Annotated in this window: 11 protein-coding genes and 1 pseudogene; 5 read left to right on the top strand and 7 right to left on the bottom strand. The window is 31.5% G+C overall.

Features of this window, described 5'->3' with window-relative positions:
- Window positions 1-118: 118 nt before the first annotated feature.
- Window positions 119-1,192 carry a DUF3810 domain-containing protein gene (locus JBL43_RS10205; RefSeq protein ID WP_198841341.1) on the bottom strand — a complete coding sequence of 358 codons (1,074 nt, stop codon included), beginning with the start codon at window positions 1,190-1,192 and terminating at the stop codon, window positions 119-121.
- A 128-nt stretch (window positions 1,193-1,320) separates the two neighbouring features.
- Between JBL43_RS10205 and dnaB the strand changes: the two genes are divergently transcribed.
- Window positions 1,321-2,841, top strand: a complete 1,521-nt coding sequence (dnaB, locus tag JBL43_RS10200) for a replicative DNA helicase (protein WP_198841340.1) — start codon at window positions 1,321-1,323, stop codon at window positions 2,839-2,841.
- Window positions 2,842-3,149: 308 nt separating this feature from the next.
- On the opposite strand, the pseudogene tnpA reads toward dnaB, so the two are convergent.
- Window positions 3,150-3,607: pseudogene (gene tnpA, locus JBL43_RS10195) on the bottom strand (IS200/IS605 family transposase).
- A gap of 257 nt (window positions 3,608-3,864) precedes the next feature.
- On the opposite strand from tnpA, the gene JBL43_RS10190 reads away from it, so the two are divergent.
- A complete protein-coding gene (locus JBL43_RS10190; protein ID WP_198841339.1) occupies window positions 3,865-5,097 on the top strand; it encodes an asparagine synthetase B in 1,233 nt (410 codons plus the stop codon).
- 246 nt (window positions 5,098-5,343) lie between these two features.
- Here the strand turns inward: JBL43_RS10190 and gcvT are convergent, their stop codons facing one another.
- From gcvT to JBL43_RS10165, 5 genes are all read right to left on the bottom strand, one after another.
- Complete coding sequence (gene gcvT, locus JBL43_RS10185; RefSeq protein WP_198841338.1) at window positions 5,344-6,423, bottom strand: glycine cleavage system aminomethyltransferase GcvT; 1,080 nt, start codon at window positions 6,421-6,423, stop codon at window positions 5,344-5,346.
- A gap of 134 nt (window positions 6,424-6,557) precedes the next feature.
- Window positions 6,558-7,853, bottom strand: coding sequence for a threonine synthase (gene thrC / locus JBL43_RS10180; protein ID WP_198841337.1), 1,296 nt, complete (start codon window positions 7,851-7,853; stop codon window positions 6,558-6,560).
- Between the two features lie 13 nt (window positions 7,854-7,866).
- On the bottom strand, window positions 7,867-8,403 hold the full coding sequence (gene rsmD / locus JBL43_RS10175) for a 16S rRNA (guanine(966)-N(2))-methyltransferase RsmD (protein ID WP_198841336.1): 537 nt from the start codon (window positions 8,401-8,403) through the stop codon (window positions 7,867-7,869).
- Window positions 8,404-8,420: 17 nt separating this feature from the next.
- Window positions 8,421-9,272 (bottom strand): DUF3822 family protein, encoded by an 852-nt coding sequence (locus JBL43_RS10170; RefSeq protein WP_198841335.1) that lies wholly within the window; start codon window positions 9,270-9,272, stop codon window positions 8,421-8,423.
- Complete coding sequence (locus JBL43_RS10165) at window positions 9,238-9,969, bottom strand: hypothetical protein (RefSeq protein ID WP_198841334.1); 732 nt, start codon at window positions 9,967-9,969, stop codon at window positions 9,238-9,240. Before JBL43_RS10165 ends, JBL43_RS10170 begins: the two co-directional genes overlap by 35 nt.
- A gap of 115 nt (window positions 9,970-10,084) precedes the next feature.
- Here JBL43_RS10165 and JBL43_RS10160 point away from each other — a divergent pair, with 115 nt between their 5' ends.
- Genes JBL43_RS10160 through JBL43_RS10150 form a run of 3 tightly spaced genes read left to right on the top strand, consistent with a single transcriptional unit; the run spans window position 10,085 to window position 13,334 of the window.
- The gene (locus JBL43_RS10160) at window positions 10,085-11,512 is read left to right on the top strand and encodes an ATP-dependent DNA helicase (protein WP_198841333.1); all 1,428 of its coding nucleotides are present in this window, start codon (window positions 10,085-10,087) and stop codon (window positions 11,510-11,512) included.
- Window positions 11,502-12,779, top strand: a complete 1,278-nt coding sequence (locus JBL43_RS10155) for a D-alanyl-D-alanine carboxypeptidase (protein WP_198841332.1) — start codon at window positions 11,502-11,504, stop codon at window positions 12,777-12,779. Before JBL43_RS10160 ends, JBL43_RS10155 begins: the two co-directional genes overlap by 11 nt.
- On the top strand, window positions 12,780-13,334 hold the full coding sequence (locus JBL43_RS10150) for a 1-acyl-sn-glycerol-3-phosphate acyltransferase (protein WP_198841331.1): 555 nt from the start codon (window positions 12,780-12,782) through the stop codon (window positions 13,332-13,334).
- Window positions 13,335-13,337 lie beyond the last annotated feature (3 nt).

The following is a 13,337-nucleotide window of genomic DNA, read 5'->3' as shown; positions in this document are numbered from 1 at the left end:
AATATAGATAATTAGCTAGTTGAGTTAAGATATCGTTAAAATTAACATTTCTTTAAGGATTTTTAAAAGGAATTATCATTTCTTAAATTCTAAGCTTGTCACTTAAGTTTTTTGATAATTAAATCCCATATTTCTGATCATAAGCAATTAATAAATTTACCATTCTACTATATGTTTTCATCCCTTCTTTTTGTTGATTGGCTTTTAGATAACCATCATAAAATAATTTAAAAAAAGGCTCCAATTTATTTTGATAAGCTAACCAGAACTCTTCAGACTGCTTAATGTTTTTCAATACACCTTTAGGTATTTTTTCAATATATGATTGGGCTGCGTTTTCATCTAGAATGTATAAACCAGCAATTGAGAATCGTAGAGCTTTTAGATAAGCGGAATAATTAAAATAAAGATCATTACTTTTCGTAGCAGCTAAGAACCCTATAAAATTGGCTTCATCTTCAAAACCAATTCCCAATTGATGAGCAACTTCATGACAGGTAATGGCGGGTAAATTAACTTTCGGAACATAGCTATTGACTTGTGCTTCACCCGAAATGGGATTTAAGTATCCAGCAAAGCCCATATAACTTAGAGGCAAACTAAAAAGTGATTTTTTTAAAGATACATTTTTGTAATTATAAACAGGAAACTCTTCAGTTAAGGCCGTATAGGCCAATTGAGTTTTTTCTAATATTTCCGTTTTAGAGTATGGAACAACTACTGCTAAACTATCATTTGATACCAGTTGATGTTGTGTCCGTTTTAAATTTTCCAAAAGTTTTTCAGTGAGTTCACTTAAGTTTTCGATGGTAATTTGTTTTTTGTCAAGTTTTAGATTGGTATATAAGGAATTTCGATAATAGTTTAATCCCCATAAAAAATGAAACAAAAAATAAAAAACTGATACATAAGCACCTAATTTAAAAAGCTCCTGCCAAGTATTTTTGAATTTACTTTTAATCCATTTCACGATACCAATTAAGAGTGATAACCCTATTAAAAAATAAAGTATATCTCCAACAGAAAATGGTATCCAGCTAAATGTAAACCTAAAAATGTTGGAAATAATTGGATAAATTCCATTTGAATAATAAAGATCAATTGTATTTGGAAAGTGTGAAAGTAATTTTACTAAAAGTATTTGTACAACTAGCAATAGGCTAAGTAATTGATATACGGTTAGTTTCTTCATAGGTCAAAAATACTTAAAAATTATAGTTGTCAAACTTATTAACAAATATATGACTTGTTAACAGTTTCTGTTCAAATATAATCGTATTTTAGAGTAAAATTGAAAAAGAAAAAATTACATTTGCCACAATGGAAAACGTACAACCTGTTAGAACTAAAAAAGCCAATAAAGGTACTTTAATTAACCTAGAAAAAGGCAAGTTACCACCACAAGCAGTTGATTTAGAGGAAGCTGTATTGGGGGCTATGATGATTGATAAAAAAGGTGTTGATGATGTAATTGACATTTTACATGCAGAGGCGTTCTATAAACAGTCGCATCAAATTATCTTTGATGCTATTTTTAAGTTGTTTAATGAATCTGAACCTATAGATTTATTGACGGTTTCTAGTCAGTTAAAAAAAGATGGTCAGCTAGAGAGTGCCGGTGGCGATTTTTACCTTATTGGTCTTACTCAAAAAGTAGCATCTTCTGCACACATTGAATTCCATGCTCGTATTATAATTCAAAAATACATTCAAAGACGTTTAATTAGTATTTCAAGTGAAATTATAGATGAAGCTTATGATGAAACTTCTGATGTATTTGATTTATTAGATTCTGCCGAAACTAAATTATTTGAAGTTACTCAAGGAAACTTAAAGAAAAGTTCAGAAGCGGCCGAAGGTTTGGTATCTCAAGCCCTTAAAAAGATTGAAGAAATATCTAATAAAGAGGGGATGAGTGGTGTGCCATCTGGATTCTCAAAATTAGATGCATTAACGTCTGGTTGGCAACCTTCAGATTTAGTGATATTAGCAGCGAGACCAGGTATGGGTAAAACGGCATTTGTAATGTCTATGGCCAAAAATGTGGCGATAGATTTTGATACACCCGTAGCCATATTTTCTTTGGAGATGAGTTCTGTTCAATTAATTACAAGGATGATTTCTAGTGAAACAGGAATTTCATCTGGTAAGTTAAGAAAAGGTGATTTACAACCACATGAATGGGAACAATTAAATGTAAAGGTTAAAAACTTATCAAAAGCACCTATTTTTATTGATGATACGCCTTCCTTATCTATTTTTGATTTACGTGCCAAAGCAAGACGTTTGGCGTCACAACATGGTGTTAAAATAATTATTATTGATTATTTGCAATTAATGACTGCAGGTAATATAAATAAGGGCGGTGGAAATAGAGAACAGGAAATCTCTACCATCTCTAGAAACTTAAAAGCATTAGCAAAAGAATTAAGTATCCCTGTAATTGCACTATCACAATTATCTCGTGCTGTGGAAACACGTGGTGGAAGTAAGCGTCCGTTACTATCAGATTTACGTGAATCTGGAGCGATTGAGCAAGATGCAGATATTGTATCTTTTATATTCAGACCAGAGTATTATGGTTTAACCGAGTGGGATGATGATGATCACAGTCCGTGTGAAGGACAAGCTGAGTTTATTGTAGCCAAACACAGAAATGGTGGATTGGAAAATATACGTTTAAAATTTACAGGCCATTTAGCATTATTCTCAGATTTAGAAGAGTCGTTTTCAAGTGAATTTCAATCTAAAATGAATGATTTCATCACGCCACAAAATCCACAAGATGCTTTTGGAGATGTTGCGGCACCAGATGATGATGATGGTGATGTTCCGTTTTAAATTAAATTAGTGTATGTCTAGAAATAACCATGACTTAAGAAAGGTTGAATTTCCTGATAGCTTAACTAATATTATACCTTGTGGAGGAAAATGATATTTCGATCGTTGTTTTAAAGAAAGGAAAGTGATTATTGGATTAATTGTAGTAGAGGACTGATCTTTAAGGAAAATATTAGCAAGAAATATTCAATTTGTAGATTTTCAATGAGAAGAAAGGGTTTATATATAACTTTTTTTTAAGCTCCAGAGGAGTAACATGTTAATAGAAAAATAATGCCATTTTTCATTTAAGCTCCATAGGAGCGGTATTAATCGTCGCTAAAAATATATTCCGTTTTATAATCAATGTCATAGGCACTTAGAAAATTAATATATTCTTCTTTAAATGTTTTTGTTTTATGATGTTCTTCTTGTTTTTTAATGTAATTGATTATTTTAGGCAGTTGTGATTGACCAATAGAAAATGCACCAAAACCAGTTTGCCATTCAAACTTTCCATTAATAAATTGTTTTTCATTTATCCATTTGGAAGAATTTGATTTAATATCTCTGATCAAATCCGATAGATTACAATTGGGCTTTGTTCCAATTAAAAGATGAATATGGTTTGGCATTCCGTTAATAGTAAAAAGTTTTGGTTTTTGTTAGAAATTATTCCTGATATGTATTTATACAATTCATCTTTCCATTTTGATAAAATTATATTGTTACGACCTTTTACGGCAAATACAATATGAAAATAAATTTGTGTGTAGGTGTTTGCCATTTTATTATGTCGCTCCTAAAGGAGTTTAATTATATGAATTAAATCTTTTTCTATTAATATTTTACCACGCTGTGGCAACTTTCTTAAAATTTCGTTTTACATTCAGATACCTTACAAATATACCAAATACAAAATGTTAAAGTATAACTACTTAATTTTAATAATTGTAAATTTGGCTTATAATAAAGTACGTCCTTGCGTCTCATTTAAATTTTTAAACCTTGAATTTTAAATTAAAATATATTTTTATATCACTAATGTTACTCTTAAGTGAGGTGTCTTTTGCTTCGTTTATACTTATTCCGATGGATGATGCAGGGCAAAAAAATCATTTAAAAGCTTATGGTATCACTTATTTTTCTTTGGAAAAGGGAAATGATGTAAAATGGTTGTTAAATTATAAAGGGGGCTCTTTTTTATTAGAAGACCATAAAGAGTTTAGAAATGAATGTAAAATAAGAGGAGTATCATACGAAGTCATTTCAGATACTGAGGCCTTACAAATTTTAGAATTGATTGCGAGTCCATCACAAAATATGGAAGCAATTACCTTAGAAAAAGCTCCAAAAATAGCGGTATATTCCCCAAAAGATAAAATGCCGTGGGATGATGCGGTTACAATGGTACTTAATTATGCTGAAATCCCTTATGATGTCATTTATGATGAAGAAGTTTTACGTGATGAGTTGATTAAATATGAATGGTTGCATTTACATCATGAAGATTTTACAGGACAATATGGTAAGTTTTATGGATCGTATAGAGCTACACCATGGTATATTGAAGGAAAGGCATATTCTGAAAAGTTAGCAAAAAAGTTAGGTTATAATAAAGTATCAGAAGAAAAGTTAGCGGTTAGTTTACGAATTCGTGATTTTGTAATTGGTGGTGGGTTTATGTTTGCCATGTGTTCTGCTACCGATAGTTTTGACATTGCCCTTTCTGCGGAGGGAGTTGATATTTGTGAAGCAATGTTTGATGGTGACCCTTCAGAAGCGAATTATCAAGACAAAATTGATTATGAAAAGACATTTGCATTTACCAATTTTAGATTGGTAAGAAACCCAACGGAATATGAGTTTTCATCTATTGATATGACTCAAAAACGTTATATTCAAAGAACTGCAGATTACTTTTCTTTACAAGAGTATTCAGCCAAATGGGATCCAGTGCCTACAATGTTAACACAAAACCATACTTCTTTGGTAAAAGGTTTTATGGGACAAACGACAAGCTTTGATAGAAAAAATGTAAAATCGACTGTATTGGTGATGGGTGAAAATAAAACAAACGAAGAGGCGAAATACATTCACGGCGTAAAAGGAAAAGGTATGTGGACATTCTATGGTGGTCATGATCCTGAAGATTATACGCATAGGGTAGGAGATCCAAAAACAGAATTAGACTTACATCCTAATTCTCCTGGGTATCGTTTGATTTTAAACAATGTATTGTTTCCAGCAGCAAAGAAGAAAAAACAGAAAACTTGATTTCCGTTTAAGGAAGTAATACTTTTGTTGATAGACAGAGACAAAATTGATGTTTTTCTTTTCTTGTTTATCGCCCAAAGTCATCTAAAGTGACATTCTCAAAAAGCATATTTTTATTTCGATAACTATCAAATGAAATCGTTCTAGATTTAATTTTAATTGATGGAACTTAATTTAGAACGAATTGTCCCCTTGAGGGGACTTTAGGGGTGTGTTGCCAATATAAATATCTAAAAATTAATTGTTCTATTTATAAAACGGTAATTTAACAACAATTGCCGGAATCGATTTTTTACGAATGGCGATATAGATGGTAGAACCTACTTTAGAATATTCAGTAGGTACATAACCTAAACCAATACCTTTTTTTAAAGAAGGACTCATGGTACCAGAAGTAACTACTCCAATTTTTTTATCATCTGCGTCAACAATATCATAATCATGACGAGGAATACCTTTTTCAGTAAGTTCAAAACCTACTAATTTTTTAGTAACACCTTCTTCTTTTTGTTTTTTTAGATTTTGAGAATTGGTAAAGTCTTTGGTAAATTTAGTAATCCATCCCAAACCAGCTTCTAATGGCGATGTACTATCATCAATATCATTTCCATATAGACAAAATCCCATTTCTAAACGAAGGGTATCTCTAGCTGCTAATCCGATGGGTTTGATGCCTTCAGCTTCACCAGCTTCCATCACTTTATTCCACACCTGTTCAACTTCAGAGTTTTTACAATAGATTTCAAATCCACCAGAACCTGTATAACCAGTAGCAGAGATAATTACATGTTCAATACCAGCAAAATCAGCAACTTCAAAAGTATAGTACTTCATGTTCTCTAAATCAATAGAGGTCAAAGATTGCATTGCTTTAGCCGCTTTTGGGCCTTGAATTGCCAATAAAGAAAAATCTTCAGATAAATTCTTCATTTCCGCCTTCATGGAATTGTGTTTGCTAATCCAGTTCCAATCTTTATCAATATTTGAAGCATTCACTACTAATAAATACTTTTCTGAATTTAATCTGTAAATTATTAAATCATCTACAATGCCTCCATCTTCGTTAGGTAAACAGCTGTATTGAGCTTGGCCATCTACTAATTTTGAGGCATCGTTAGAACATACTTTCTGAATTAATTCTAAGGCATTGGGGCCGGTAATTAAAAATTCACCCATGTGTGAAACATCAAAAACACCAACACCATTTCTTACCGTCTCATGTTCTACATTAATACCTTCATATTGAACAGGCATGTTGTATCCTGCAAATGGGACTAGTTTTGCTCCAAGAGCTTCGTGAATGTGTGTTAAAGCTGTGTTTTTCAATGTATACTGTTTTAAAAATTTATATTTTGGTGAGGATCAGAATGTTTTCTGAAAAATTCTCATCCCTACATATTATGCAAAAAGTAGCAGTTGATCAATCATAGAATTAAAATCAACTTAAACAAAGTTAGGAATTATTTCGTCAATAAAAAAGCCTTCAATTCATCATATGTTTTTATGAATGTAGCTTTTTTAGTTTTATTAATAACCGCTTCAATTTGAGGAGGATACTCCAATGATTTTTCAATGACAGGTTCTACGACATCTAAAAACTTTACAGGATGAGCAGTCTCCAAAAATATACATTGTGTGTTTGGGGTATTTTCTTGATATTTCTTGCAACCTAAGTAACCTACGGCTCCATGAGGATCAGCAATATATTTATCCTTATGGTAGATGTGTAACATTGCTTTTTTAGTTTCTTCATCCGTAAATGAGTAGGAGTGAAGGTCACCTTTTAACGTTTCCAAGTCATCATTATAAATCTTTTGAATCCTTATAAAATTACTAGGATCTCCAACATCCATAGCGTTAGAAATGGTTTGATGGGAAGGTTTCGGATGGTATTCTCCAGTTTCTAAAAACTTAGGAACGACATCATTAATGTTGGTAGCTGCAATAAATTGGTGAATGGGCAACCCTAATTTTTTGGCCATCATTCCTGCACAAATATTACCAAAATTTCCACTCGGTATAGAAAAAACTAATTTTTTATTTTTATCCTGAAGTTGCTTGTACGCAAAAAAGAAATAAAACATTTGTGGTAACCAACGAGCCACGTTTATAGAATTGGCGGACGTTAGTTGTTTGCAATCTGTAATGGAATTATCTAAAAATGCCTTTTTTACCATCGCTTGACAGTCATCAAAAGTTCCATCAACTTCTAAAGCAGAAATGTTTGCTCCTAAGGTTGTTAGTTGCTTTTCTTGTACATCACTTACCTTTTTACTAGGGTATAAAATAACCACTTTTACATTTTTAACACCTAAAAAACCACTTGCTACGGCACCACCAGTATCTCCAGAAGTTGCAACCAATACAGTTACTTCTCTATCGCTATCTCTATTAAAGTAGCTCAAACAACGAGCCATAAACCGTGCACCAACATCTTTAAAGGCCATCGTTGGACCATGAAATAATTCTAATGTTTTAATGTTGTCTTCAATAGCAACCAAAGGAAAATCAAAACTTAGGGTTTCTGCGATAATATTTTTTAAAATAGATTCGGGAATTTCGTCACCAACAAATTGTTGTATTGCAGCAAAAGCAATTTCTTCATTTGAATAGTTATTGATATTTTCAATAATTTCTTTTGAAATTTGATTTATTTCTTCTGGAAAATAAAGTCCTTTATCTTCCGCTAAACCTTTTATAACCGCATCTTTAAATGATACTTCTTTGGCTTTATTATTTAAACTATAGTATTTCAATGTATATGTATTGTTAGTTGTTAAAAAAACTAAACATACTACTACCATATCTTTTCGAATAACTAAAGTTTGGTAAGTCAGAAATATCAGTATGTTTAGAATGTTCTATAATTATTGTTCCATCAGTATTCAACATTTTATTATCAAAAACAGAACTTAAAATTACAGTAAGTTGTTCTTTGGTAAAATCATAAGGTGGATCAGCAAAAATAATATCGAAAGTTAATTGATTCTTCTCTAGAAATTTAAATACATCACTTTTTAACGTTCTAATATTAAGCTGAAGTTCATCAGAAGTCTTTTGAACAAATTGTACGGAATTATAATGACTATCAACACTAATTACTTCTTTGGCCCCACGAGAAGCAAATTCTAAACTAATGCTACCAATTCCTGAAAACAGGTCCAATACAGATAAATCCTCAAAATAATAATCGTTATTAATGATATTAAAAAGAGCTTCTTTAGCAAAATCTGTAGTAGGTCTAGCCGGTAATTTTTTTGGAGCGGTAACTCTTTTGCCTTTATGCTTGCCTGAAATAATTCGCATATAATGTATTTAGCCTGTTAATATTGATTGAGTATGGAATAATAAGTACGTTTATCGGTCTCGGAAAAAGCTTCGTCAAAACTATATTTTGATCTATTTTCTAACAAGCTTACATTTCTAATATATTTATATGCCATAGCAAAGATATCGTCCGTTTTTTCGATAGAACCTAAAAATAGAAATTCAAATTTTTCAGGATTTAATTTTAGTTGCTCAGCGGTAAATAGCACATAGTAAATAAAATCTTCTTTCGTAGAAAATTTAAAAGTATTATAGAATTGTAATTTCTTATTGGCAATAACAATCAGTTCAAAATGACCATTTGCCATATGAGCAAATACTTTTGGCACCAAACTGTACTTATAAATTGCCAATAAATTTTCTATTAAAACTGTTGAGTTATGCTTGTATTCAAAATGGTTAAATTGATCAATTAAAAAATTATTGATATTCACAAAAGGAATAAAAACACTAACGATGTCCATGTTTTTTAATTCGTCGAACACCAAATAATCTTGAGGGTATACTTTAGTATTAAAACTTACATAATCCTGAAGCCTATCTTCATTAAATAAAGGTTTAGGTACAAGCGTAAATAAATCATTTATATGGGTTACAGAAACGGAATTGTACTTTTGTTTTAATAACTCATCATTTCCGAAAATAGAAGAAATATTTGCAATAAGACGTTGCGGAGAGTTATTGGGCTCAACAAAGTCATAATCATTAAGAGCTATGAATGTATTATTCTCTCTGTCTAAGACACAAAAAGAAAATCCACCCAAACTGAATTGGATGGATAAATGATTGTTCTCTAGATGTTTAACATCTAAACTATTCGTTTTTATCTTTTTCTTCTGCTGTATCATATGAAGGAGGCCAGTTACCACCAGTTTTAACGTCTTCTAAAGATCCTACAGAGATAAATTCACCTCTAACATCTACACCACCTAAAGCTTCTTTTTCTTGTCTAATAAAATCTTTATCTAAACCTTCCAAAACTACTGCCTTATCTACTTTAGCTTCAAAAACAGAAGCACTTATTCCTTGTACTTTTTCTACAGAACTTGTTTGCAAATCAAATTTAGCACTTGTACCGGGCACTTCAAACATTTTGGCATAATTTTTACCTGCAAAGTCTGCTCGAACATCTTTAAATCCTATGGTATCAACAACTCTTTTTTCTACATCAATGGTAAGTGCACCTCTTTGCTCTTGAACTACAATGTTTCTTGTTTCAGTAATAGCAAATTTTGCAGTATCAATAAACTTAATAAGATCCGAAGGTTTATCAGTAAATACGCCGGTTACTTCTCTGTGAGCTAATTCAGCATCACGAATCATTTTTAAATTGTCAATTACTTTTGAATACCTAGCTACTTTTTCTTTATTAAATGCTATTGGAGCCATAATAGCGGTGTAAATACTATAACCTAAAAAAGCAATAAGAAGCCACAGTACTATAGAAATTACAGGTCTTACTCCTTTAGGAATTTTATTAACAATTAAATAGGCAAGCAGACCAACGACTAGAACTGCTGCAATGATGGTTAGAATTGTGTACATCTTTAAATAAATTTGATTTTTATATGGTTATACAGCAAAGCTACAAAAAAAAATTAAAGTTAAAACTTTTATGGTGAATCAATTTGTACCTTTGATCTTTTAGTAAAAAAACGTAATGATTTCAACCCCTTTAGACTTTTATAAAGTACTCAAAAGTAAATTTCCTTTTACGCCAACTAGTATTCAGGATAGTTTATTGCACAAATTGTCTGCTTATATTTTTGATAAGGATAGAAATACCATTTTTCTATTGAAAGGTTATGCTGGTACAGGTAAAACGACGACTATGAGTACTTTAGTCAATAATATGTGGCAAGTGGGTATGAAATCTGTGTTATTGGCACCTACAGGTAGAGCGGCTAAAGTGATTTCAAATTATTCAAAAAAGAAAGCATTTACCATCCATAAAAAAATCTACCATCCAAAGAAAGCGAGTAATGGAGGCGTTGCTTTTACTTTACAACAAAATAAACATACCAATACTATATTTATTATAGATGAGGCATCTATGATTCCTGATAATGCTGGGAATGTGAAATTTTCCGACCAAGCATCTCTATTAGATGATTTAATATCATATGTGTATTCAGGTAAAAATTGTAAAATTATTTTTGTGGGTGATACAGCTCAATTACCCCCTGTAAAATTGGAATTGAGTCCCGCATTAAAAGCAGAGACTCTTGAGATTAACTATAATAAAAGCGTTATTGAAATTGAATTGAATGAAGTGATGCGTCAGCATCAAGATTCTGGAATTTTAGAAAATGCGACCAACATAAGAGGATTATTGTCTCATGGTGATTTTGAAAATTTTACTTTTAATTTAAATTTCCCAGACATTATACGTTTAACGGATGGTTATGATATTCAAGATGCAATAACCGTTGCATATGATAGCAGTGGCGTAGAAGACACGGCCTTTATTGTACGTTCAAATAAAAGAGCTAATCAATATAACGAACAAATTAGAAGTGCCATTAGAGGGCAAGAAAATGAAATTGCCACCGGAGATTTCATAATGGTTGTAAAAAATAACTATTTTTGGTTAGAAGATAATGCCGAGGCCGGATTTATAGCAAATGGTGATATTTGTGAAATTTTACGCATTTCTGATTATAAAGATCTCTATGGATTTAGATTTGCAGGAGTTACGGTTAGAATGATAGATTATCCCGATCAACAACCTTTTGAAACTGTTGTTTTATTAGATACACTATCGAGTGAAAGTCCTTCATTAACTTATGATGAGTACAATACTCTTTATCAAGAAGTTTCTAAAGATTATGTAGATGAGAAATCGGCATATAAAAGATTGTTAGCAGTTAAAAGTAATATCTATTTTAATGCATTGCAAATAAAGTTTTCATACGCTATGACCTGTCATAAATCTCAGGGTGGACAGTGGAAAACCGTTTTTTTAGAACAACCCTATTTGCCAGAAGGGCCCAGCCTTGCTTACTATAGATGGTTATATACCGCAATTACAAGAGCACAAGAAAAGTTATATTTAATAGGATTTAAAGATGAATGTTTTGAAGAATAAAAGATGGGGAAATACAATTAAAATATTGATTATTAGTATTTTGTTATCGTCATGTGGAACCACGTATCAATTAAAAAGTGACTTGAATAAGAATGACAAGTCTTCCGCTTTTTTTAATGGTTTTGTATTATATAATCCAGCAACAAAAAAGCAGATAGTAAATCATAATGGAGCAAAATATTTTACACCAGCATCAAACACCAAACTATACACCTTTTATGCCGCCTTTAGAACGTTTAAAGACTCCGTTAAAAGTTTGGCCTATTATAGAGCGAATGACTCTTTAGTTATTAAAGGAACAGCAGATCCTTCGTTTTTGTTTGGTTTTGACAGCTCTAAAGTATTAAATTTTTTAGGAAATGAAAAAGACAGCATCTATTTGATAGATGCACACATTGAGGATCCTGCATTTGGTAATGGTTGGTCTTGGGATGATTATGCGTATTACTATCAACCAGAAAAGAGTCTTTTTCCCATTTATGGTAACTTATTAACTTATAAATGGAATTTAGGTCAAATTAAAAGTTATCCCACCTATTTAAAAAAGAACATTACGGTTTTGGATTCTATTTCACTAAGACGTGATTTAAGCCAAAATAATTTTTATATCGAAAAAAATAGCAAGCGTAAGTATGAAGTTCCCTTTATGACAACCAGTAAGTTAACTGCAGATTTATTAAGTGATACTTTAGGCAAGCCAGTGACGTTAATAAAACCGAATACACAGCACGATTTTAAGTATGTCTATGGTCAGATGTACGATAGTTTATACAAACAAATGTTAACGGTGAGTGATAATTTTATAGCAGAACAATTAATGTTACAAGTAGGTAACGAAATGGTTGGTAAATTCAATACCAAAGAAGCAATTAAGTACGCTAAAGAAAATTATTTAAATGATCTACCTCATGATTTTAAATGGGTAGACGGTTCTGGTCTCTCAGTGTATAATAAATTTACCCCTGAAAATACGGTAAAACTATTGGAAAAAATGTACCGCGAAATTCCGAGAGAAAAACTATTGAATTATTTTCCGGTAGGTGGCCAGTCAGGTACTATAAAAAGTTGGTATGCTAACAATGGAATACCTTTTGTTTATGCCAAAACAGGTACCCTGAGTGCTGTAACTTCTTTAAGTGGTTACATCATTACGAAAAAAGGAACATTGTTGATTTTTAGCTATATGAATAATAATTATTTAGTTTCTTCCAGTGAGATAAAAAAGGAAATGGAAACGGCTTTAATGAAAATTTACAATACATATTAAATGAAAAAACTAATTGGTAAATTCACGCTCTTTATCTTTGGATGGAAGTTTACATACCCCGAAGAATTTAAAGTAGATAAATGTGTAATGCTAGCGGCACCACACACTTCTAATTGGGATTTAATCTATGCTTTAGCGGTGTATTGGAAAGCTGGGGTAGAGTCAAAATTTTTGATAAAGAATGTGTATACAAAAGGGTTACATGGCTTCTTTTTTAGATGGTTAGGTGGCATTGGTGTTGACAGAAGTAAAGTAAATAATTTGGTTGATTATGCCGTTAATTTATTCAATACGCAAGAAAAATTAATTTTAATGATTCCAGCTGAAGGGTCTCGAAAATGGGTAGAGAAATGGAAAACGGGATTTTATTATATCGCTAAAAATGCGAATGTGCCGGTTGGATTAGGCTTTCTAGATTATACTAATAAAATAGCAGGAGTTGGAAAAATTGTTGAGATCACGGGTGATTTTGATCATGACATGACAATAATACAGGATTTTTATAAAGATATAGACGGTAAGTTTCCCAAAGATTATAACAAGAAAATATTTTAATTC

The organism is Aureibaculum flavum, assembly GCF_016406085.1.
GTDB classification, from domain to species: Bacteria; Bacteroidota; Bacteroidia; order Flavobacteriales; family Flavobacteriaceae; genus Aureibaculum; species Aureibaculum flavum.
This window is presented reverse-complemented; position numbering and strand designations above follow the sequence as displayed.